At 68.5% G+C, this 22,025-nt stretch carries 17 protein-coding genes and 1 pseudogene; 6 read left to right on the top strand and 12 right to left on the bottom strand.

Annotated features, from left to right (window positions below; translation table 11 throughout):
* Window positions 1-38: 38 nt before the first annotated feature.
* The 4 genes from ACQEV1_RS46005 to ACQEV1_RS46020 all read right to left on the bottom strand — a co-directional run bounded on the left by ACQEV1_RS46005 (window position 39) and on the right by ACQEV1_RS46020 (window position 7,222).
* A complete protein-coding gene (locus tag ACQEV1_RS46005) occupies window positions 39-1,592 on the bottom strand; it encodes a hypothetical protein (RefSeq protein WP_433403648.1) in 1,554 nt (517 codons plus the stop codon).
* Window positions 1,576-5,052, bottom strand: a complete 3,477-nt coding sequence (locus tag ACQEV1_RS46010) for a DEAD/DEAH box helicase (RefSeq protein ID WP_433403650.1) — start codon at window positions 5,050-5,052, stop codon at window positions 1,576-1,578. Before ACQEV1_RS46010 ends, ACQEV1_RS46005 begins: the two co-directional genes overlap by 17 nt.
* 122 nt (window positions 5,053-5,174) lie before the next feature.
* Entirely contained in the window at window positions 5,175-6,533 is a 1,359-nt protein-coding gene (locus tag ACQEV1_RS46015; RefSeq protein ID WP_433403652.1) for a protein kinase domain-containing protein, read from the bottom strand.
* A gap of 59 nt (window positions 6,534-6,592) precedes the next feature.
* Complete coding sequence (locus ACQEV1_RS46020) at window positions 6,593-7,222, bottom strand: vWA domain-containing protein (RefSeq protein ID WP_433403654.1); 630 nt, start codon at window positions 7,220-7,222, stop codon at window positions 6,593-6,595.
* A 763-nt stretch (window positions 7,223-7,985) separates the two neighbouring features.
* Here ACQEV1_RS46020 and ACQEV1_RS46025 point away from each other — a divergent pair.
* The 3 genes and pseudogenes from ACQEV1_RS46025 to ACQEV1_RS46035 all read left to right on the top strand — a co-directional run.
* Window positions 7,986-8,096, top strand: a pseudogene (locus ACQEV1_RS46025) (hypothetical protein); the annotation flags it as partial.
* Window positions 8,094-8,531 (top strand): sensor histidine kinase, encoded by a 438-nt coding sequence (locus tag ACQEV1_RS46030; protein WP_433406122.1) that lies wholly within the window; start codon window positions 8,094-8,096, stop codon window positions 8,529-8,531. The pseudogene ACQEV1_RS46025 and the gene ACQEV1_RS46030, both read left to right, overlap by 3 nt.
* Window positions 8,528-9,370: a response regulator gene (locus ACQEV1_RS46035; RefSeq protein WP_433403656.1), complete on the top strand. Its 843-nt coding sequence runs from the start codon at window positions 8,528-8,530 to the stop codon at window positions 9,368-9,370. Before ACQEV1_RS46030 ends, ACQEV1_RS46035 begins: the two co-directional genes overlap by 4 nt.
* 350 nt (window positions 9,371-9,720) lie before the next feature.
* Here ACQEV1_RS46035 and ACQEV1_RS46040 read toward each other — a convergent pair whose 3' ends face one another.
* The 4 genes from ACQEV1_RS46040 to ACQEV1_RS46055 form a co-directional block, all read right to left on the bottom strand.
* Window positions 9,721-10,626 (bottom strand): hypothetical protein, encoded by a 906-nt coding sequence (locus tag ACQEV1_RS46040; protein WP_285630350.1) that lies wholly within the window; start codon window positions 10,624-10,626, stop codon window positions 9,721-9,723.
* A 938-nt stretch (window positions 10,627-11,564) separates the two neighbouring features.
* Window positions 11,565-11,702 (bottom strand): hypothetical protein, encoded by a 138-nt coding sequence (locus ACQEV1_RS46045; RefSeq protein ID WP_285632514.1) that lies wholly within the window; start codon window positions 11,700-11,702, stop codon window positions 11,565-11,567.
* Window positions 11,695-12,213, bottom strand: coding sequence for an RNA polymerase sigma factor (locus ACQEV1_RS46050; RefSeq protein WP_433403660.1), 519 nt, complete (start codon window positions 12,211-12,213; stop codon window positions 11,695-11,697). Before ACQEV1_RS46050 ends, ACQEV1_RS46045 begins: the two co-directional genes overlap by 8 nt.
* Window positions 12,214-12,405: 192 nt before the next feature.
* Complete coding sequence (locus ACQEV1_RS46055; protein WP_433403663.1) at window positions 12,406-12,621, bottom strand: hypothetical protein; 216 nt, start codon at window positions 12,619-12,621, stop codon at window positions 12,406-12,408.
* 851 nt (window positions 12,622-13,472) lie between these two features.
* On the opposite strand from ACQEV1_RS46055, the gene ACQEV1_RS46060 reads away from it, so the two are divergent.
* The 3 genes from ACQEV1_RS46060 to ACQEV1_RS46070 all read left to right on the top strand — a co-directional run bounded on the left by ACQEV1_RS46060 (window position 13,473) and on the right by ACQEV1_RS46070 (window position 15,979).
* Entirely contained in the window at window positions 13,473-14,363 is an 891-nt protein-coding gene (locus tag ACQEV1_RS46060) for an NAD(P)H-binding protein (RefSeq protein ID WP_433403666.1), read from the top strand.
* Window positions 14,364-14,383: 20 nt separating this feature from the next.
* Window positions 14,384-15,409: an amidohydrolase family protein gene (locus tag ACQEV1_RS46065; RefSeq protein WP_433403669.1), complete on the top strand. Its 1,026-nt coding sequence runs from the start codon at window positions 14,384-14,386 to the stop codon at window positions 15,407-15,409.
* Between the two features lie 342 nt (window positions 15,410-15,751).
* Window positions 15,752-15,979 carry an Lsr2 dimerization domain-containing protein gene (locus tag ACQEV1_RS46070; RefSeq protein ID WP_285626381.1) on the top strand — a complete coding sequence of 76 codons (228 nt, stop codon included), beginning with the start codon at window positions 15,752-15,754 and terminating at the stop codon, window positions 15,977-15,979.
* Between the two features lie 187 nt (window positions 15,980-16,166).
* On the opposite strand, the gene ACQEV1_RS46075 is transcribed toward ACQEV1_RS46070, so the two are convergent.
* From ACQEV1_RS46075 to ACQEV1_RS46090, 4 genes are all read right to left on the bottom strand, one after another.
* Window positions 16,167-17,678: a hypothetical protein gene (locus ACQEV1_RS46075; RefSeq protein WP_433403672.1), complete on the bottom strand. Its 1,512-nt coding sequence runs from the start codon at window positions 17,676-17,678 to the stop codon at window positions 16,167-16,169.
* A gap of 6 nt (window positions 17,679-17,684) precedes the next feature.
* A complete protein-coding gene (locus ACQEV1_RS46080) occupies window positions 17,685-20,342 on the bottom strand; it encodes a hypothetical protein (RefSeq protein ID WP_433403675.1) in 2,658 nt (885 codons plus the stop codon).
* A 131-nt stretch (window positions 20,343-20,473) separates the two neighbouring features.
* On the bottom strand, window positions 20,474-21,283 hold the full coding sequence (locus ACQEV1_RS46085) for a polysaccharide lyase family 7 protein (protein ID WP_433403678.1): 810 nt from the start codon (window positions 21,281-21,283) through the stop codon (window positions 20,474-20,476).
* A 197-nt stretch (window positions 21,284-21,480) separates the two neighbouring features.
* Window positions 21,481-22,014, bottom strand: a complete 534-nt coding sequence (locus tag ACQEV1_RS46090; protein ID WP_285626374.1) for a MarR family winged helix-turn-helix transcriptional regulator — start codon at window positions 22,012-22,014, stop codon at window positions 21,481-21,483.
* Window positions 22,015-22,025: the final 11 nt, after the last annotated feature.

The following is a 22,025-nucleotide window of genomic DNA, read 5'->3' on the forward strand; positions in this document are numbered from 1 at the left end:
GCTCCTTCTCGAAAACAGCGTGCTGGGGGTGGTGTCTTTCAGCGGAGCGTGATGAGCCCGTACGCCGCGATGGCGGCCAGCTCGCGGCACCACTGCGCGTCCTGCGTCGCGGGAGCGTCGCGGCCCCCGTGCGCGACGCGATTGCGCAGCTGGTTTAGGGTCGCCAAGGCGGTGAGCAGGTCCGGTCGTTCGGCCGCAATGCCGCGCAGCGGGTGATCGGGGTCATCATGGGCAGCGACGAGGCACAGCGGCGCGGCCTCCTTCAAAAAGAGGTGCCCCTGCCCGCGGCGAACACCTTTCACCGCATTGTCGGTGATCTTGGCGAACAGTTCGGGCACGGTGTCGAATCCGCTGCGGTTCCCCGCCTCGACGATCAGGGCCTTGGCGAGCTCGGCCGATCGTGTGGCAGTTGATAGCCGGTCGGGGCCCGGTGGGTACGCGACGGCCAGTCGGCGGAAGTACTCCTCGTGCAGGCGGTACGACGCCTGGGCGACGCGTTCCAGAGCGTCAGGCTGGTCTCCGCGCCAGAGGGCGAGATCGACCTCGACCATCAGGCCAAGGGCATCACCGTGCTCCCGGATCTCCCGTCCGAACTCGGTGGTGAGCGCGGACTCGATCAGGGCACGCGCGTCGGCCTCTACTGAATTGAACCGGCGCCGTACGTCGGCAGTCTCCTGGCGCGCCGCCCGCTGGACCCGGCCGGCGAAGTCCTCATCGACGCGGATCCCGTGCTCCAGGAGTTCCCGGAACATCGCGTTGCTCCCGACCCCGAACGGGTCGTGCGGAACCAGCGCACCATCGGCACCGATCTCGGCGAAGCCGACGACCAACACGGGTTCCGGATCATCGACGAACGCGACCCGGTGCAGCTCCGGTGACTCGGCGACGGCCGAAGCGGTGCGAGGGACACCGGATGCGCCCCCGTCCTCGGGGGCCACCGCGGACGCCAGCCCTTCGCGCCGTTCGAACGCCCGCACCTTCTCGGCCTCCCTGGCGGCGCGGTCGAGCCGGGCCACCTCGACGATCTGGGCAACGGTCGGACGTCCTGGGCGGGGCCTCCGCTCCGCCGATTCCGGTGATGGCGGTGCGATGATCGCAGCTTCGATGACGTCGGGATGACCCGGCGTGCCCAGTTGCAGTCGGACGTTCCGCGACGTTCGCCGGAGAACGTACGCGTTGATGAGCGCGTCGGCGGTGCGCGGCCACAGTTCCCCGGTCTCCTCGGGTGACTGGAAGACGTAGCGCACCGACCAGGTCGTCTCTTCCGCCACGCTTCCCGTGCGGAGCGCCTGCCTGCCCAGCGGGGTCAGCTCCCTGCGCTCGTCGAGCAGCTTGCGCTGGATCGCCTGCTCGATGATGTACGCGCACAGACGAACGTGGAGGTTGATCCGCGCCGCGATCTGCGCCGGCTCGCGTACGCCGGCCTGGCTGAGCCCCAGGATCACCCGTTCGAACAGGTCGATTCCCCGGCGCGGCATCACCGGGGCCGTCACGCGATGTGCCCACGAGGGGAACACCACGCAGACGCGCCGGTCGCGCGGGATGCCCGGGGCCGTGAACTGGACGACCCGTGCGTCACCCGGAAAGGACACGACCCTGCCCTTCTGTGTTGCGGCAGAGCCGGAGGAAATCCGCCAGCGGCTTCGCATCCGCCGGAACCGCCGGGCCTTCAAACATCGCCGGGTCGCCGACCGTGATGAGCAGGCGTTTCTGCCGGCTCATCGCCACGCACAGCCGGTTGCGCAGCATGAGGTGCCCGTAGCGGCGGCGCACCCATCGGTCGTACCCCGGAGATCCAGGATCGGGGACCGTCCGGGCCGGTGGTGCGGACCTCGTCGTGGATAGGAAGACGACGTCGAACTCTTTTCCCTGGAAGGCGTCGACGCTGCCGACGTGCAGCCGGTCGAGGCGGCGGCCCTCCGCGTCGTACTGCAGTTCCTTGGAGAGCTCGTAGCCGCGGTCGGCCCGCTGGACGAGACGATGTCGGGCGAGTTCCCGCCAGATCTCCTCGACCTGGTCCGCGTAGAAGGAAATGACACCGAATGTGAGGTCCGGTGCCGCCGGCAGCAGCTTCGCGAGCTGCTCGGCGATGACCCGCGCCTCGCATGGACGCCGCTTGCTGCGCCCGCCGAACTCTGGGCCACGGCTGTTCGGCACGGCGAACCAGGCAGCGACGACACCTTCATAGTCGGGGAGGTCGTGCGCGAACTCCTCGTCCGGGCGCGGCGACCTGAGCGCGCCGTCATAGAACGCCCGGCTCACGAACGTTCCGAGGGTGGAATGCATTCGGAACTGCGCGTCGAGCGTGACGACCCGCTGTACGGGAGTGTCCGGCCCGCCAAGGCCGGTGAACAGCCGTTGGAAGAGGCTTTCACGCAGTCGTCCCCGCGCGTCGGGGGTTAGCTCCTCGACCTGCCGCTCCACCTCCGGCTCGAGCATGTGCGGCAGCTGGTTGTGGTCGCCGACCAAGATGATCCGCTTCCCCGCGTGGATCAACGGGATCATGAGATCGAGTGGATTGGCTCGCGCGGCCTCGTCGACGATGACCGTGTCGAACACGACGTCGTCGACGCGCGCCTCCTCCTTGGCTCTCGCCACCCCGGGAGACGCCGCCTGCTGACACGTCGTCGCGTAGGAGGCGGTGTAGGTGCGCAGTGTCCAGTCGACCGCGACCGGATCACCGCGGAGTGCTTCTAGATAGTCGAGCATCGCGAGTTCGGGGCCGCTCTCGCCCGACTCTCGCACGCGGTCCTCCAGCTCTTCGGCGATCTCGGCGAGGAGCTGCTCGACGTCGGGATCGACGCCGGCCGGCGCGACAGGACCGCTCGACGGCCGGAGCCGTTCGAGGAGACGGTCTCGGGCCTCACCGAGCGCGTCCAGGAAATCGGGCGTGTCGTCGTCGCCCCACGACGACGCGCGTGACAGCAGTTCAAGATCCTCGTCGGCCGGCGCCGGGCTGCGCGGCTCATCGCCGGCGTCTTCGGGATCCCCCGCCGCCGCGGTCAGACCGGTGGCTTCCAGGAGGGCACGGACCCGCCGCAATGCCTTGGCGGCGGTGGCGGGCCCATCGTCGGCGAACGCCTCCGGGATGGTGCGGACCCCCCGCAGGGCACGCACGGCCAGCTCACGGTCGTCGTCGAGATGCGATGGCAACGGTTTGGACGCGATCTCGAGTATGCCCCGCACCTGTCGGAGTCGGTCGCCCAGCCGGACGGTCAGGAAGTCGCCGACGAGATCCTCGATCTCCTCAAGCAGACGGGCGGTCGCGTCCGGTCCTGTCGGAGCGAGCAGATAGGCGGCCGCCCGGGCGGCGACGCTACGCAACAGGAGCAGCAAACGCCCGAGTGCGCTGGCATCGACCTCGGCAGCGAGCCTGTCGATCGTGTCCTGCCGCCACCGGTCCACCTGGATGGTGGTACCACGGCCCGTACGATCCATCTTGCTCGCCGGAACGCCGAAGACGAGGGACCGCTCGACGAGCTCATCGACCGCGGCGTGCTGGAAGCTGGTGAGCAAGATGCTGCCGCGCAGTTGCGCGTATCCACGCCCCTCCTCGGCGAGCCGGGTTTGCAGCGCGGTGATCACCTGTGTCTTCCCTGTGCCGGGCGGTCCTTGGACGAGGGCGATGTCCGGAGTGTTCAAAGCGACTCTGAGCGCCTCCACCTGTCGTGGCGTCGGCTCGCCGCCCTTGAAGCACTGGCGGGCCGCCTCGGACATCGGCTTCACCTTCTTGGGGGGATCCGCGCTCGTGCTTCTGCCCTCCAGCAGCGCGAGCAAGTTCGGGATCCGGGTGCCACCGGTACGAATTCGGTCGAAGGCGTCCTTGCGGCGCTTCATCTGGCGCCGGTCGCCGCGGAAGGACCGGTAAAGGAATCCCTTCGGCGGCGGATCGGTCGACCGGTCCGCTCCGATGCCGGACACACGCCGCCCGTGGAGAGCCACCAGTCGCAGGTCGACGGTGCCGGCGGAGACGTCGGCGTTGATTACCTGCCCGCTGACGGCTTCCCGATCGAGTACATCACCGATCAGTGCCCAGCCGGCGCTGTCGGCCTCGGATTCCTGCTCCGTGATCGTGAGAGCGGTGGGAAGCTCTGTCGCAGCCTCGAGCTCCAGGTCGCCCCGTCCGTCGATGGTTTGGCGTGCCCGCTCGGCCAGCGAAAGTTCTTGGCCCTCGCGATACAGGCCCCCCTCCAGGTGAAAACGGTAGACGTCCCCAACGAGCGGCTCACAGCGGGCATACCGGGCGAAGCCGACCTCACGGACCTGATTCTTGACGAACTGTGTCTCCAGCCGGTTGTACTCCTGCCACATGGCGAGGAATCCTTTGCCAGCGGCCAGGCGGTTGAGCTGATGCCTCATCTCAGCGCGCAGCTCACCGGCCCGCGACACGTCCGTGAACGTCACCTGGCACCGAGTGAGCCGCAACGGCCCCTGCGCGTCTTGGTTCCCCGGGCGGCGTACTCGGTTTATCAGCAACCGGCCGCCCTGGGTCCCGACATCCGCTATGAGGCCCCGGCCGTGTATCCGGTAGCCGGTGGTCTCCCCCATCTCACCGAGGCCGACGGACACGATCATGCGTGGGGGACCTTCCGATCCTGCTCCTGGCGGCGGCGGCAGAAGCAGGCGATCTGCGAGCCACCGCAGAATCCTGTCGGGCTGGTCGGTGACGGCCGAGTCCATCTTGCCGATGTCGCTCATCACCCGGTCGCCCACGCCGATGCTCTGGGGGTCCATCGGATCCGCCTGCTCGTAGGCGTAGAGGTTCACTCCGAGCTGCACGCGCCGCCGTCCGCCGGCGTCGACGCCCTTGCTCACCGCGAACACCGCGACGCGGGCGCGGTTCGCCATCGTGCGCATCAGCCGGTCGACATCCGCGGCATCGTCGGGCGTGACAGTCTTGCTGGCCGTGTCCACCGTGGCCACCACTTGCCCGGACGGCGTCCGCGAAAGCTGTATCTCGGGCCACGCCGGATCCGGCTCGACAAAGTCCTCGGGGGCGTCGGGCCAGATCAACCAGACGAACTCCGGGCGGCCGGGCAACGGTTCGGGCACCCGCCGTTTCCCGCGCCCCTGGCGAGGGCCGGCGCCCTGACGCGGCCGACCTCGGCGCTGGCCTCCCCGTTCCCTGCCCGACGTAGGGCGCCCCGGCTCCGCGATACTCATAACCGTTCTCCTCAGCCGAACGTACGGAACAACAGGGCGCGGTGCAGCTGCGACTGCGGTCCGAAATGCACAGCCCACTCAGGGGCTGCCGCATACGCCGGAACCGACATCTGGGAATCCGGCTCCACGACCACATACGCACCCCCGGTGCGCGGGCTCAGCCAGAGCGGGCGCCGACCGCCGTTGCGAACCGTCAGCCTGCGTTCCCGTTCCCAAAAAATCCAGGCGACGGACGCGGACTCCTCGCTGTCCAGACCTGCGGTACGCGCGCTCACCTCGAGTTGCTCTCCCGAGGCCAGAGCGAGCGCTTCATTCACCGGGGCCAGACGCTCGTCTTCGGGCACGGCGAGGTACACCGATGCGACCACCGACTCCGGCATCGTGCCGCCGCACCACGGGCAGGCGCCCTGACCGACAAAAGAGGTGTGGGTACAGCTTGAGCACCGTACGGTCAGGTCGGTCGCTGCTTGGAGCTTCGTTCGCCATTCGGCGACCGTGGGCCGACTGATCGGGTGGAGCCTCCCTTCGCCGAAGGTCTCTTTCGCCAGCCGACGCAAGCCGGAAGTCAGCACTACCTGCCGGCTCAGGCCATAACTCGATCGGTTCTGGTCATCATCGGGATCGTCGATCCACGGGAGTTCCCCGGCGAACGCCCGGTCCTGCCACTCCGGTTCGCCCTCCTCCACGATGTCACCGAGGAAGGGATGAACGAGCGCCAGGGTCTCGAAAGCGATCACTGCGAAGGCGTAAGCGTCGCTGAGGCTCGAGATCCCCATACGCCCGGAGACCAACTCCGGCGCCGCGTACCCATAGGTCATAAGGGCTTGATCGGGCACCCCCGACTCGACTTCAAGGTTGTCCACGTCGATCAGCCACACCTGGGAGTGATCGGGAGACTCCGAGATCAGGACGTTCGCCGGCGAAGGGTCGCCGTAAACAATTCCCCGTGCGTGCAGGCTCGCCAGTGCTTCCGCAGTCCCCGCCAAGATGCGCAATCTGCGGCGGAGCCCGCCGGTAGCCGCATACCAGTCCGCGACGTCCGTCCGCCGTGGAGGAACAGCCAACGACCGGAGCCCGACCATGTCGCTGAGCAGCTCCATCGTGTAGCCCACCTTCGGCTCGGCGAGCATGGCCAGCGGCTGGGAGATTGGTAGTCCTTCCAGATCCAACCCCTTCACCATGCGAAGCCGTTGCCGCAACCTCGTCGCTGCCCGTGAGGTCCGCGCATGCAGGATCTTGACTGCGATTCTCTCCCCCGCTGCCCATACCTCGCCTTGGCCTCCCGAGCCCAGAAGCCGCGTCAGCCGGAGCGTCTGCGCGTGCTCGTCCCGGACGACCGCGTTCGTGACGTTCCACGGTTCGAACGACATGGTCGTAAGTCACCGCCCCCGTGTTCCGCTATCTGCCGATTCCTGTCAATAACGCCAGGTCAGCCGAGTAGATCGTCCAATTCATCGTTGGAGATATGCGCTATGTCATTCGGCCGTGTGCTACGAGCCCTTTGGGTGACGCTCATGGTGACCCAGGAGAAGTACCGAGAGAGCAGGTGTGCGTCATCGGCACGGACCGGCTGGATCGCCGGATTGTCGATGAACGCACGGAGGACGTCGAAGGCGTCTTCATCCATGTCCTGGCCCACGCCGACCGCGAGACGTACGGCCTTGCCCCCGCGCGGCGAGGCGAGAAGACGGTCGAGCGGCTCCCGCCATTCATCTGTCGGCAGGCCATCGGAGACAAGGACGAGCGTCGGCAGAAACGCTCGCCGCGAGATGACGCTCTCGTCGGCCAGCAGGACGTTCGCCAGGTCGAACGCCTGTCCGAGCGGCGTGCGTCCGAACGGAGTCATGTCCTGCCAGACGACCTCGGCCGCGGGTGCGATCGGCTGGTGCAACGTCGCCTCGACCCCTCCGAAAGTCACTACCCCGACCACGATCTCTCCGCGAATCGTGTCCTCGCCAGCGAACGACCGGATCATCGAGGCAACGCACCGGTTGAGCACGTCGATCTTGCCGGCTTCCGCCATGCTGCCGCTCACATCGGCAAGGACCAGTACAGGCAAGGGCCGAGGGGGCGGTACCGATGGGCGTATCGCAGAAAAGTTCGAGGTCAAGAGGGTTCGGCCTTTCAGCTACAAATATTAAGGAGAACATTGCAGGATGACAGAGTAGATACACCTCGTCAAGTTTCCTACTAGGGCGAATTTAGGAAACAGTGAATCACGCGCAAAGCCGTCCCAAATCGGTGGCCGCGTTGCATGTCGCGCGCATCGCCACACTGCGGCTGGGGGACGTCAACAAGTCGGTCGCCAGCCCCGCTTGCGAAGTCGCTCGGTCATCGTCTGACCGTCTACGCCGTAGACCGCGTCGATCTGCCGACCTGCCAATGTGGTCCCCGCAGAACCCATGGACGTGCCCAGCTCAAGAGGCCGGTCCCGCCGCCCCCAGATGATCCGGCTTCCGTACAGCGCCCATGGGCGTGGTCGCGCCTGTCGACCAGCACGAGCACGCTGGTGCACATCCACCGGATCGCCCGCTCGGTACGTTCCTCAGTCACGGCTGCCAAGATGACGAGGCGACCTAGGTAGAGGAACACAATCCTCAATGACCAAGGACCTTGAAGCTCCTGTTCCCATGTTCTGTACGCCCTGCAGGGGGCGCCGTGTGACCCAGGGGGGCGACCCCCTGGAACCCCCGATGTGAGGGGCTCCGCCCCCCACGCCCCCACGGGTTGCTGCCGCAGGAGGGTTTTTCGCTTCGCGGGCCTCGTTGGGTTAGCCGCGCACTCGGTTCTTCTTAGAAGAGTCCAATACGGCTCAGTCCGGGGCAGCGATCATGCGCCGGCGCAGCCGGCCGGAGTTCGCCGATCAGGCGCTGGAGACGATCCGTGCCGCCGCGCACGAGGCGCTGGACGAGGTCCGCACGACCCTGCGGGTGTTGCGGAGCGATGCCGCCGATCCGGCGATCGGCACGAACCCGGTACCGACCCTGGCCCGGCTTCCCGTAATCGTCGAGCGGGCGAACTCGGCCGATGTCCGTGTCGAGCTGGATGTCGACGGGACACCGCGTGACCTGCCGGCGCCCGTGGAGTCCGACGCGTTCCGTATCGTCCAGGAGGCCCTGACCAACGCGGTCCGGCACGCGCGGGCGCAGCTCGTACGCATCCGCATCGTGCACGCGCCGGACGGCTTGATCATCGAGGTGTGCGACGACGGACCCGGTGCGTTCGAGGACAGTGCGCGCCGGCCCGGCCACGGCCTGTCCGGCATGCGCGAACGGGCTCTGCTGCTCGGGGGGCAGTTGGAGGCAGGGCCGCTCGAGACCGGCGGTTTCCGCGTGTGGGCGCGACTGCCGGCGGTGGAGCGGCCGTGATACGGATCCTGCTCGCCGACGACCAGCCGCTGGTACGGGTCGGACTGCGGGCCATGCTCGACGAGGACGACATCGAGGTGGTGGCCGAGGCGGCCACCGGCCACGAGGCGGTCCGGCTGGCCATCGAGCACCGGCCGGACATCGTCTTGATGGACATCCGGATGCCGGGACTCGACGGCATCGCCGCCACTCGCGGCATCGTCGCGGAACACCGGCTGTCGCAGGTGCGCGTGGTGATCCTTACGACATACGACCTGGACGAGTACGTCTACCAGGCACTGCGTTCGGGTGCCAGTGGCTTCGCACTCAAAGACGCCGAGCCGGTCGCGTTGCTGACCGGCCTGCGAGCCGTCGCCCGCGGTGAGGCACTGCTCGCACCGACCGTGACCCACCGGCTCATCGCCGAGTTCACCGCCCGATCCCGGACGCCACCGCAACCGCTGGACCTCCGTCACCTGACCGACCGCGAGGAACAGGTTCTCCGGCTGGTCGTCTCCGGGCGATCCAACGACGAGATCGCCGAACGCCTGGCCATCAGCCCCGCGACCGCCAAGACGCACATCAGCCGGATCCTGGCCAAACTCGACGCCCGCGACCGCGCACAACTGGTCGTCCAGGCGTACGAATCGGGTTCATCCGCCCCCACTGGCTCACCTGACCAGCCCTCGGTCACGCAGTCGTCAGAGCCTCCGCGGTGGCCGGCCAACCCTCGCGAGCGCTGGGATAGCGCGGGCCCAGCCGGTCGTCGTACGGAAACGGGCGTTGCTGACGCGCAGAGAACGGGTGAGCGAGGTGAGGCGGTCATCGAAGACCAGTGCGGCCCGTCCTGGTCCGTGTAGCCATAGGGTCGTGCCCGCGGCATGGGCGAGCGCGTCGGCGTACCGGCGCTTGGTCAGTGGCTCGTCGTCCACGATGTTGTACGTCCCCGCGGGAGCGTTCAGCGCCACGGCGACGGCCGCTGCCGCGTCGGCGAGGAGACGTAACCGCCGGGCCTGCCCAGGACCTGTCGGTGCCGAAAATGGTGTCACCCTATGCGACCTGCTTGTACTCGTGGATGAGTCCGCCGAGGCGATCGCTCCGGAGCGCGTGAAGACCACCGCCGGATACTGAAGAGCCAGGTAATTTCTCCACAGCTGTGGACTTTTAACCCACAGCTTCATTTGCGCGGGAGCGCCCGGAGCGCTGCAGGTCAGAGCTCCTCCGGGAGCGGAGCCCCGGCCATGGCCTGCTCCGTTTCACCGAACCGCGCGACCGCTACGGCACCCGCGACGGCCAAGAGGAATCCGGCGATCGCCACCGAAGCGTATCCAGGGCGCGATGCGTCACCGAGCCAGACGACGCCGAGGGCGCCGGGCACCACCGTCTCACCCACGACGAGGGCCGCCGTCGCACCGTTGACCGAACCGATCTGGAGGGCGACCGTGTGCAGGTACATGCCGCCAACCCCGCCGGTCAGAATGGCGTACAGGGCCGGGTCGGTCAGCAGCGCGCCAGGGGCGATCGGGTCCGCGCCGTTCAGCACGCGCACACCGACGCCGACCGCGCCGAAGCCGAGGCCGGACAAAAGCCCGGCCAGGATCGCGGCCTTCGCCCCCAGCCAGCGCACCCCGACGATGCCACCGCCGATCACCAGTGCCGAGGCCACCAGCAGCCACCAATGTGTGGAGATCGAGGTACGGCCGCTTCCCTCGTGACCTGCCGCGCCGGCCAGCAGAACCAGAGCCGAGCAGACCACGGCGATGGAGAACCACTCGGGCCGGTTCAGCCGGATGCCCAGCATCTTGATGCCCAGTACCGCGGTGATCACCAGGTTGGCGCTGATCACTGTCTGCGACAGGAACAGCGGCAACAGCCTGGCAGCCAGCGCGCCGAGGCCGAAGCCGACGACGTCCAGCACGGTTCCGGCCAGGAACTCCCAGGTCACCGCAGCCTTCGCGGTGGACAGAAGGCTGGGGCCGCCGTAGGAGGTGATGCCCGTCGTGGACATCGCGGCGGCCTCCCTGCGGGCCGACTTGCGGGAACCCACAGCCTGCAGCACCGAGCCGGTGCCGTAACAAGCCGATGCGGCGACAGCGGTCACCAGACCTGTGATCATTCAGTGCTCCGTCCGTGTACCGCCGACCGGGGATTGCGGCGCCACGCACGGGATACACGGCGTCGTGGGCAGCGTCGGATCACCACCCTTGTAAGGCTGGACGCCTCACGAGGGGTGAGAAGTTCCGCCAGAGCCTCTCCCGCCTGCGGCAGGGCCTCCCCTGCGCCGTGCCAATATCCGCGCATTCGATCTCAGCAGAGATGTTGGACGATTCCAAAGAACGCCGGCTTTGATCCCGCACCGCAACGCAGCGACCCGCTTCGCCATCTCGTAGCCACACGCCTGACGTCGCCGGCGGACAAGACCCTAGAACAGAATGCCGTTCGGTGACGAATGAGGAGACCGGATGGCCGTGTACCGCTCGAAATCGCATCCTGGGCGCTGACCTGCATGTTCAAGCAGAAGTGAGCCTGGGCATCTCATAGGCACCCGATCGGCATACCCTACCGGCCGCGTGCTCAAGTTCTGTCCATACCGGCCCCGAGCCGGCTAAAGGTCACCGCTGTATGGCTCCGGGCGAGCGCTGCCGCCAAACGGACGAGTTCCCCGACCGGATTCACCAGAGCCATAGCCCTGCACGGCGGGCGACGCTGATCGTGCATCGCGACCGAACGTCGTCTCACGTCCAGAAGAACCGCAGGTCACAATCGCGCTCCCCCAGGCCGTCCGAGGCGGCTCGTTGTCGGCGTCCACGTACTATGCGCGTATTCGAGGGTGGGGCGTCTTCGCATCAGCGTTCAAAGCGTCAAGGCGCCGACGCTGCGCGCCGCCGCGGCCCACCGCAGTAACGAACTCGCCGCAGCACCTCTACAGGCCCCGACCAACAGGGGTTTTCGATTCGCTCCTCACGCCCTGACCTCTTGGGGCGTATCTCTTCCCGACACCCGCCCAATGCGAATGATCCCGGGATCATAGATCCCGGGACCATGGACATCGGTTCAGGGGGCCTCTTCAGCCTCGCGGTAGAGGTCGCGGAGGCGCTGTTCAATGTCGATTCCCGCGGTCAGAGTGGCCAGTGCGGACTCGGCGGTCTGATCGAGGAGTCGGTCGAGTACGAAGTCGGTCTCCTTATCCATCGCCGTCCTCCTTCCTGGTCGGCTCGTGGTTGCGCTGAGCGATGGTCTGCGCGAGCTTGCGCCGCGCGTGCCGCAGCTGAGACCGGACCGTGGCGGCCGTCCGGCCGGTGAGCTCGGCGATCTCGCTGGGCCCGTAGCCGTCGATCGCCCACGCCATGATCTCGCGCTGGTCGGTCGGCAGCCCGGCCAGCATGTTCATGACGTACTGGACGTCCCCGTCGAAGGCCAGCTCCTTCGTCTCCTGGATCCAGCTACGCTGGACCGCCTCATGCTCCCGCTTGGCGTTCTTGCGGCCGCGCAGGTAGATCCGCGTGGCGGCGGTGCGCGTGTAGGCGGCCGGCGCGGTGACGTCGTCCCAGTGGCGGAAGACATCGAGCATGGCCTGCTGCGCCACGTCCTCGGCCTCCGGCAAGGGCGCGCCAAGGTGCACCGTGAAGCGGATCAGGCGAGGAAGGTCGAAGCGGAAGTAGTCATCGAAATTTTCGGGGGTGAGGTCGCTCTGGGCGTACAAGGGGCCTTCTCCTTTGTGTGGTGTCGGCGTAGTGCCTGACCGCGGGATGGCAACATGGAGTGGCCCTTCTCCTGTGGTGGGTGGTTCAGAGGCGCCGCCATGCTGCGGTGGCCCCCCTTTTGCTCTATCAGTGTCGTATGGAGCTCCGAACGTGCAGTCCCTTCTCCAGATATTTTCGGGAAGGGTTCGAAGTCAGCGGATCCAGCGCCACATGAGGACGACCCCAAACGCGATCGCTCCCGTGATCACGGTGATCAAGACCGAACGGGAGGCAGCGTAGGCAGCGGGGACGCCCACGAGCATCGCGTTCACGACGGCCATCAGTCCCGGCGTGCTCACGTGCTCATTCGACGACGGCGCTGTTCCATCTCGCTGCTGCACTGAGGGCTGAGGGGTTTCCTGCTGCATCGCTCCTCCATCTGCACTGCCTGTCCGGCATCGACAGGGAAGTGCGCAGACCGGGCGCGATGTGCAAACCCGATATCGATCACACGACGACGATCGTCATTCCAGCCTGCATATGACACGCCGGGCCCCACGGGGCGACTCGGAGCAAACCCTGCTCTCCCAGATAGCCCCACCCGCAGCACGGCGTCCGACGACGGCTCCGGCGCTGGCAGCCCTTCGTCCGGAATTGGGTCCTCCGCCCGGAACGGACACGCTCGCGTCGCACGCGGACAGCTCAGCGGAGCCGTGTGCGACTCACAAGTTCCTGCCTCCCGCGGGGCCTCTGATCCGGGGACGAGGCGGCTCATGGCCCGTCCAGTGGATCAGTTGCTCGCACATCAGCCGGACACCGAGCGCCCACACGAGGCCCCTGGGTCTTCCCCACGTCCTTGATCGTCTCCGGCTGGGCGCGGAGCCGAACGGGGTTGACTTCCGGTGGTCCGGACTCACGACCAGTACGCGTTCGAGCGGGCGGAGATCGTTTGGGTGCAGACGGGTGACTTCGGTCTGTTCCGTGAGCCGGTCGGGGGCCGATGCGGGCCAGACGCGATCAACGACCTGATCACCGCGGCCGCGCGCCTCGATCGCCGAGTCACTCCGCATCGGCTTCGTCATGCCCGTGGCGGCGATGTCGTGGACGCCGGCGGCACGGTGGACGAGGTCCAGGAGCTGCTCCGGTCGCCAGGCTCGCCGCGTTGCTCGACGGCGCGTTCCCGACCTAGGCCGGCCGGGACGCCGAAGCGCGGGTGCGCCGAATGCGAAAGTAAACGGTACGGTAGAGTTTACATTCTCCGCCGTACAGAGGAGTACTCGTGATCGTCGTTACCGCACCCACCGCCAAGATCGGCCGCCAGGTCGTCGAGCAGCTGCTCGATGCAGGCGAGGCCGTCCGGGTCGTCGTCCGTGACCCGGGGCGGCTCTCTGCCACCGTTCGCGACCGTGTCGAGATCGTGGAGGGCTCCCACCGTGACGCCGCGGTGGTCGACAAGGCCTTCGCCGGCGCCGACGCGGTGTTCTGGCTGATGCCCAGTGACCTGCGCGCCCCCGACGTGATGACCTCCTATGTCGAGGCCAGCAGGCCGGGCGTCGAGGCCGTCGCCGCGCACGGCGTCCGTCACGTCGTCGGGGTCTCGGCGCTGGGCCGGGGCACCGCCGTCGCCGGCCGGGCCGGCAACGTCACCGCCTCGCTGGCCATGGACGATCTGTTCGCCACGGTCACGAACTACCGCTCGCTCGCCAACCCGACCTTCATGGACAACACGCTGCGCGAAATCCGCACGATCCTGGGCGACGGTGTGATCTCCGGGCCCCTCGCGCCCGACCGCAAGCTGCCGCTGGTGGCCACCCGCGACATCGGCGGCACCGCCGCCCGCCTGCTGCTCGACCGCGGCTGGGCCGGGTTCGCCGAGGTCCCGGTGCTGGGCCCCGAAGACCTGTCGGGCAACGACATGGCCGCCGTCATCACCGACGTGCTCGGCATCCCGGTGCGCTACGTGCAGGTCGAGGCCGCGTCGCTGGAGACCGCCATGCTCTCCTTCGGCGCGTCGCCCGGCATGGCCCGGGCGATGGCCGACATGGCGACGGCCAAGATCGACGGTCTCGACGAGGGTGTCGTCCGCACCGCCGAGAACAGCACGCCGACCACCTTCCGCCAGTGGTGCACGCAGGTTCTCCGACCCGCCGTCGACGCCGCCCGCTCCTGACCACACCACACGAGGACGAGATGACTCTTATCTGCATCGAAGAACACGCGATCGACCCGGCGATCATGGAGGCCGCCGGCCCGGTGCTCGCCCGCGAGGCCCCTTACCTGCGCTTCCAGAGCACCAGCTCGGCGCCCGTACGGCCGGGACCCGGACGGTCACCCGCGGTCGACCAGGCGACCGCGTACCGCCTCGGCACCGACCTCGGCGAGGAACGGATCCGGCGTATGGACGAGCACGGCATCGACGTGCAGATCGTGTCCTGGACGAGCCCGGTCCAGATGGTGCCCACCGATCCGGGCATCGCGCTGTGCCAGGCGGCCAACGACCGCCTCGCGGCGGCGGTGGCCACCTACCCCGACCGGCTGCACGGGTTCGCCGCCCTACCGTGGCAGGACCCGGTCGCCGCCGTCGCCGAGCTGGACCGGGCCGTGTCCGGGCTCGGCATGCGCGGGGTGCTGATCCTCGGCCGCCCGGGCGAGCGGTTCCTCGACGACCCGATGTACCGGCCGGTCCTGGCCCGGATCGCCGAGCTGGGGGTGCCCCTCTACGTGCACCCATTCGTCCCGGTTCCCCAGGTCCAGCAGGCGTACTACGCGGGATTCGGCGACAAGGTCACGGCGGAGCTGTCGTTGGGCGGGTGGGGCTGGCACCACGAGGCCGGGATCCAGGTGCTGCGGATGATCCTCGGCGGGGTCTTCGACCGTTTCCCGGACCTGCAGGTCGTCAGCGGCCACTGGGGCGAGATGGTGCCATTCTTCCTGAATCGCCTCGACGACGTCCTGTCGCCGGGTGACACGGGTCTGTCGCGGACCATCACCGAGACCTACCGCTCGAACGTCTGGGTCACCCCGAGCGGCATGGAACACCACGCCGAGTTCGAGTTCGTCCGCTCGACCGTCGGCCTCGACCGGGTGATCTGGTCCACCGACTATCCCTTCCTGCAGCTCGGGAAGGTGCCGGACTTCATCGACGGGCTCGACCTGACCGCCGAGGAGCGGGCGGCGATCACCCACCGCAACGCGGAGCGGCTGTTCGGACTCTGACCGGAGACCGCGGCGGGCCGAGATGGCCGGCCCAGGCCGAGGTGGTCTGCCCGCCGCGGCGCTTTCGTCGATCCGGCGGCCGACCGACGTGTGGTCATGCAGGGTCGGCTTGCCGGTTGCGCTCGGGGCACCCCGACGGCTCCCGGCCGATCGAGCCCATTCGCACGACCCCGTACTGTGTCGCGAATAGATGATCTTGGTCTGGAAGACTGCCGTAGTCTGAGCCCCGCGCATTCGTTGGACCTCGATGCGCGGGCGGAGGTTTTCCTGGGCCTCCCGCCATCTCTCGCGATGCTCGCGGCGACGTGCCGCGGCTCGCCCTTCACATGGAAAGGCCGGTAGTTGGCAACCAAGACCATCAAGATCGATGACATCGATGGCCGTGACGGAGACGACGTGGCGAAGCGAGACTTCGAGCTCGGCGGCTTGATGTACACGATCGACCTGGGGGACGCGAACTTCGCGAAGCTCCAGGAGCTCCTGGACCAGCTCGCGCCGTTCATGCAGAGCGCGGTCAAGGCCAAACAGGCCGGACGCGCCCGGAAGAACACGTCGGACACTCCGGCCTGAGCCTGACAGGCAAGCCGGAGCGCCGCCGGCTCGTACCCAGGCGCTCGTGGAATGGGGAGCCGGCGCCACGCTGACACCGCGTACGACGAACCACCCCGCCCTCCGAAGAGGTGCGGGGCGGTTCGTCGTACGGCGGTGAGTGGCGCGATTCGTCAGCCGCCATCAGGCCGTCGGGTATCCGGGTGAGTCACCCGGCGTCGCCGTTGCTCGCGTCGAGTTTCAACGTCGCACGGCTGAATGTCGCGAGGATCCGCTGGTGGGTCTGGCGGGGAAGCGATCGGTTCCCGGGTTCGCCGAGTGGCGTGCCCGGTCGTGCGGGGGCTTCGCCCAGCAGATCGTTGAGGCCGGCTCGGGCGACCATCAGCAGCCCGTGCGTGGCGCGGGTGCAGGTGACGGCGAGGCGGCCGAAGGCCGAGTTGAACTCATCGAGCTGGTCGGCGCCTGAGAGCGGGTGGATGGCGACGGTGATGGCGTTGGTCTGGCCCTGCCAGGAGTCGACGGTCGAGGCGAGGAGCACGCCATCGGGCAGGTCGTACTTCTCGGTGAGGCGTTCGACCATGGCGGTGGCGTCGTCCACGGCCTGGTTGCGGGTGGCGAGAACGACGATCAGGGGATCGCCGGATGGCGCGTCGGAGGTGGTCCGGACCTCGTCCCCAGGGTTGCCCACCCCGTCGTACCGTCGGCGGACGACCGTGAATCCGCCCTCCAGGAGCGGCACGAGTAGTTCCTCGACGACGCCGAGCAGCGGTGGGTCGATGTCCGCCGCTTCGGGATCTGGGAGGCCGTCGACCTCCAGCAGCGTCGGGTCGCCGGTGGCGACGGACGCCCAGATCGCCGCGGCGGCTCCCGTCAGGGCCGGCAGCTCGATGGACCGGTCGCCCGGGCCCGCGACACAGTCCAGCCGGTCCCAGTCGCCGTAGAAGGTCCGCCAGAGGCGAAGCTGGGCGGCCGTGGGACGCCACACCGCGGGCAGATCGACGGTGAAGGTCCTCTCGTCGTCCTCGAACGCGGTGGGCCAGGCACGGTAGGGGTTGTAGCCGGGGTCGCCTCGCCATGGGTTCTGGCTGGGGTCGATCGGCGGCAGCTGGCCGACGTCGCCTACGCCGACGGACAGGGGCGCCAGCCCTTCGACCGTGGTGTACCGGTGGAGTGGGAGCTGCCATGCCTCGTCGACGAACAGGACGTCGAACGGAAGCTCGGCGTTGGCGGCCGGACCCAGGTGGTCGAGGAACCGCTTCCGCTGTCCCCATGCGCCCATCTTGTGCGAGGTTCCGAGGATCACGGAGCATGTCTCGGGGATGGTGCCGGTGGAGGTCGCGACGGAGACGTGGTCGAGCACGTTCTGCGGGAGTTCCGGCACCCGGTCCTCGGCCACGAAGAGGCAGACCCGGGAGGCGCCCAGTTCCTTCCCCAACTCACCGGCCAGCGGGAACACCTGCTTGTTGGCGAAGGCGGTGACACCCACCCGCGTACAGCTCGCATGCTCCATGGCCTCTCGGACCATCCTCACGAGCGCGTAGGACTTTCCGGCGCCGGCGGCGGCGCGCAGCAGGATCTTGTCGTGGTCGGCATCACCGCTCAGGACCGACGAGAGTGCGGAGACGGCACTCTGGGCGGCTTCGAAGTTCCCCTTGGCCGCGGCTTCGTGGTGCAGCGCGTCGGCGGGCGACGCGGCGGGGGGCGAGAAAGTGATCGTCATCGCGGTTCAGTCCAGGTCGTCGATGGTCAGGCCGTCGGGAGGAGAGGTGGGCGGAGGCAGCGGCCCCTCATCGTCCGGGCCGACGTCGAACCGCTCCTCGTCGATCAGGGGTGGCCAGACCTCGGGGTTCAGCTCGCCACGGCCCCGGCGCTCCGCCAGCGTGTCCGACCACTGCGCCTCGGCGACCGTGTGCGGCCGGCAGCACCACTCGTGGGTTTCGGGGTCCGCGGAGTAGGCGTCCGGGGTGCAGGTGGCCCTCGGGGCGGACTGGTTGTCCAGCGACGGCCGCTTCACCGCGATCTCATGACCGGACTTGAGCGGCTTGCCGAACCAGGTGGTGTCGGCCAGGACCAGTTCGTCGCCCACGGCCAGGCCGGGTACGACCTTGGGATCCCAGAGGAGTCCCTCGACGCCGTCGGTACGGGTGAGCGTCCCGACCGGCAGCTGCCCCAGCTTGAACGACCCTGCCTGAACCTTGATGGTCGTACTCGGCTGCTCGACGAGACTCCGGTCGTCGATGTGCAGTGCGACGACCGTCGACCCGTCGGCCAGGCGCCGTGACTTCACGTCGAGGCGGAGGGGGTCGAGGTCGACCACGGTCGCGAGGGCCAGCTCGCGGACCCCCGCGTCGGTCGCCCTGTCGCGCGCGACCGATGCGTCGGCCAGACAGGTGAGCTGGTCAGCGCACTTCCGGTCGGCATCGAGCATCTCGACCTGGGTGTTGCGCCAGGTGCGGTGCGTCCGGGAGAAGCGGACGAGGTCGGAGGCCTGCAGTGCCACCCGGCGGCCCCAGATCTCCTGCGCGTCACCCTCCAGGACGCGATGCACCTCACGTAGCCGGGAGGTCCGCAACCCGCCGAGGACCGCCAACGCCCTCTCGACCACCTCGACGCGGTAGCCCAGCGCCGCCTCGACGAGCGCGTCGTACTCCCCCATGTCCTCGTCGCGCCGCGCCTTGTCGATCGCGTCGGAGACGGAGTTGGAGAGCCGGGCACCGGGGGTCTGCGGCTGCTCGGCGATGCTGTCGGAGACCTTGCGGTGGTCCAGCGGATCGCTCGCCTCGGCCCACGTGACGAGGTAGTCGAGACGGCCGGCGTCGACGGCCGGGCCGCCGGCGATCACGTGTGCGGCCAGCACCGCCCGCAGGTCGACGATGGGGGTGCGCAGGCTCATGGCCCGGGCCCGGTCCTCCTCCAGGAGGAAGCTGACCGCGAGCCGCTCGTCGGCGTGAAGCGGGTCCGGCAGCGTGGCCGGCTCCCCATCGAAGGTCAAGGCCGGCCGGCCGCTGTCCAGGTCGTGCTGCCAGCGCAGCCGGCTCAGCTCGACCCCGGCCAGCGAGTCCGCGGCGGTGGCCAGCAGGTCGGCGCTCGGCCGGTCCGGAACGACCAGGTGGACCGGCCCGAGGCCCGCCTCCCGGACCTCGCGAATCGCCTTCCCGAGGATCCGCATCATCTCTCGGCGGGTGAGCGGGGACTGCGGGTCGGCGAAGACCCGCCGCACCCAGCCGGCCGGCCCGTCCGCCCCCACCTTCCGCACGGCCACGCCGTGCACGCCGAGAGCCGTGGCATCCGACTTCACCAGCACCAGCTCGATGGTGCCCGGCAACCCGCACGGGTCGGTACGCAGGCGTCCGGGCCAGTACGGGAGGCCGCTGACGGTGGCGTTGACCTGTCCGACGACGCTGTGCGGGGCCTGCCCGACCTCCCCGGTGCCGGACACGAGCCCGACCACGGCAGGCCGTACGAAACGATCGACTCCGATCTCGGTGAGCAGGGCCAGCGGGTCGTCGGCGGCGCGCAGCTCTTCCCGGCAGTACGCCAAGAGGTTGCAGGTCACACAGCTGCGAGGGTCGAAAGCCGCGGTGAGATCGGCGAGGTAGGCGGCCAGGTCCTCCTCTGCCGGGGAAGCGTCGCCGAGCCGCGCCTTCGTCTCCAGGCGTTCATCCGCCCTCGTACGGACCTCGACCCGGTGGTCGTCCAGCAACTCCACCACGGCTTCGGGCTGCAGGAAGGCGTTGCGCGGCACGGCCAGCGCGCCATGACGGTGAACCCGCATGCCGCTCGGCAGTTCGCTCCAGCCGGCGGCGGACTCGGCGCCCAGGGCGACCTGCAGGAAACCCTTGAGCATCCGACCGTCGTCGATGCGCGAGCGAACCCGCTCGTAGTCCTTCGCATCACCCATGATCAGCCAGGAGCCGTCGCCTTCGCGGGGGCAGACGATGGCGAAATCCGGCTGAACGGCGGTCGCGTCGGGGACGTCCTCGAGGTGGAGGTACGGCACGGCGAGCGCGGTCAACATCGTCGTCTCACCAGAGGAGTTCGCCTTCTGGTGAGCCTGCGCGAGTTCCGTGGCCGTGACCGCGACGGCCCCGTGGCAGTCGCGCCGGCGCACGGCCTTCGGCCGGGGAAGGCCCAGCTGTCCGACCGTCTTGGTGAGCAGCTCGGAGACGAAGCGTTCGGAGCGCACAAGACCCTCGAAGGTCATCGCCCGCATCCATCGAGCCTCGGGGATCCCGGCGCTGGTGTCGGGCCGGCCGACCTGCGCCGCCAGGGCCTTGCGGGTCTTGCTGGTGATGAACGGATCGGTCAACCGGAACCGCTCGCACCCGGCGTGCGCCGACGCCGCGACCGCGCTCGTCCCTCCCCCGGACTGCAGTCCCCCCATGTAGCGCTCCTCACTGATCGTCGGCTTCGCCACGTGACTGTAGATCGAGACGTCAGTACCTGAGGCCAGGTACCACGAACTTCCCGTCGACTGTCACACGGGTCGCGACGGAGAGGCCAACGGGTGGGCGGTCAGGTGTGGGACACGGTCAGGGCGTAGAACTTGACCTTCGCGCCGTTGGTGGTGCTGCTCGACGAGGACTGGTTGTAGTCGCCGGCCTTGAAGTACTGGTGGTAGGCGTTGAAGCCCGAGGCGATCGAGTAACTCTTCGTGGTGCCGTTGACGGTGATCTGAATCTTGCCGCCGACGATCGCGATGACATAGCTCCACTGGGTGCCGAGCGGCACATTGGTCAGGGTGTAGGTGTTCTGACCGCCATCGGGTGACCTCTCGAGGCCGAGGACGACGTCGCCGTTGGAGTGGTAGTAGAGCTCGAGCAGCGGCTTCGTCGACGAGCCGCCACTGCCGAGGTGGATCTGGCCGACGCAGACGTTCTTCGTCACCGAGACGATTCGCAGGGTCGCCGACAGCTTGTGAGTGCCGGACAGGGACCAGTCCGCGGCGCTGCCATCGGCGTTCATCTCGCGCAGTTCGGAGCGGGCGTAGTTCGAGTTCGGCGTGGTCACTCCGGACTCGGGGTCCCAGAAGGTCATCGAGCCGTCGTTCTTGTCGGTCCAGAAGTACGCCGGGTTCGTGTACCCGTTCGCGCCCTTCAACTGGGACGGCGGGATCGTGGTCGGCGAGCCGGGCGATCCGATCGGGAGCTGGAGTTCCCACACCGACAGGTTGAAGTTGCCGCCCGGTGCGACGGTCGGGTCGAGGCCGGCGGCGACAGCGTCACCGGCGTGGACGGCGCCGGCGGCGACCACCATGGCACCGCCTGCGACCACCGCGAGAAGCTTCCGGCGGATACGGCGCGCTCGGTCGTTCTGTGCGGTCACGAACGTTCTCCTTCACGTGCTGGGGCACACGCGTCCTGGCGGGGGCGCGGACATGGCCGTACGGGCGATCACGGATCGGACGGAAGCGACTCGATCCATGACGTCACAGTAAGTACGTGACCAGCGACTGTAAAGATACTTAACTAATAACGTTCGGGCGCATCAAGCCTGAATGGACGACCCCGATCGGCTCCGCGCTAGGAGCCCCGGCCGGCTTCGACGGACGCGAGCAACTTGCCGAGCAGGGACGCGAGCAGGTGTTGTTCGTCGCCGTCGAGCGCCCCGATGATGGCCGACTCGTTCGCCATGTGCACGCGGATGAGTTCGTCGGCGAGTTGCCGGCCGGCCTCGGTCAGGGCCACGACGCGTCCACGAGCGTCCGCCGGGTCGCGGGTTCGCGTCACCAGCCCCGCGGCGGCCAGCCGGTCGATCCTTTTGGTCACTCCGCCGGGCGTGACCAGCGTCGCCCGGGCGAGGTCGCCGTTCGACAGGGCGTGGGGCGGCGCGCTCCGGCGCAGCGCGGCGAGCACGTCGAAGTCACCGGGCGCCAGCCTCGCGGCGGCGAACGGCGGCCGGAGAAGCGGATCGCACATCGCGGCCAGGCGTTGGACGCGCCCCAGGATCAGCAACGGCGAAGGGTCGAGGTCCGGCAGCCGCGCGCGCCACGCGTCGACGATCGAGCTCACCGTGTCGCCGTCCGTGGCGTGGTCCAGGGCGGTTCGTTCTTCCACCTTGACAGCAT

Origin of the sequence: Actinoallomurus sp. CA-142502 (assembly GCF_050936355.1) — a bacterium.
Taxonomy (GTDB): Bacteria; Actinomycetota; Actinomycetes; order Streptosporangiales; family Streptosporangiaceae; genus Actinoallomurus; species Actinoallomurus iriomotensis.

Excerpts from the sequence above, each read along its gene's own strand:
- ACQEV1_RS46040 (WP_285630350.1), bottom strand. The coding sequence starts at position 10,626 with ATGATCACAGGTCTGGTGACCGCTGTCGCCGCATCGGCTTGTTACGGC.
- ACQEV1_RS46065 (WP_433403669.1), top strand. The coding sequence starts at position 14,384 with ATGACTCTTATCTGCATCGAAGAACACGCGATCGACCCGGCGATCATG.
- ACQEV1_RS46045 (WP_285632514.1), bottom strand. The coding sequence starts at position 11,702 with ATGGATAAGGAGACCGACTTCGTACTCGACCGACTCCTCGATCAGACC.
- ACQEV1_RS46015 (WP_433403652.1), bottom strand. The coding sequence starts at position 6,533 with ATGTCGTTCGAACCGTGGAACGTCACGAACGCGGTCGTCCGGGACGAG.
- ACQEV1_RS46080 (WP_433403675.1), bottom strand. The coding sequence starts at position 20,342 with ATGGGGGGACTGCAGTCCGGGGGAGGGACGAGCGCGGTCGCGGCGTCG.
- ACQEV1_RS46055 (WP_433403663.1), bottom strand. The coding sequence starts at position 12,621 with ATGCAGCAGGAAACCCCTCAGCCCTCAGTGCAGCAGCGAGATGGAACA.
- ACQEV1_RS46075 (WP_433403672.1), bottom strand. The coding sequence starts at position 17,678 with ATGACGATCACTTTCTCGCCCCCCGCCGCGTCGCCCGCCGACGCGCTG.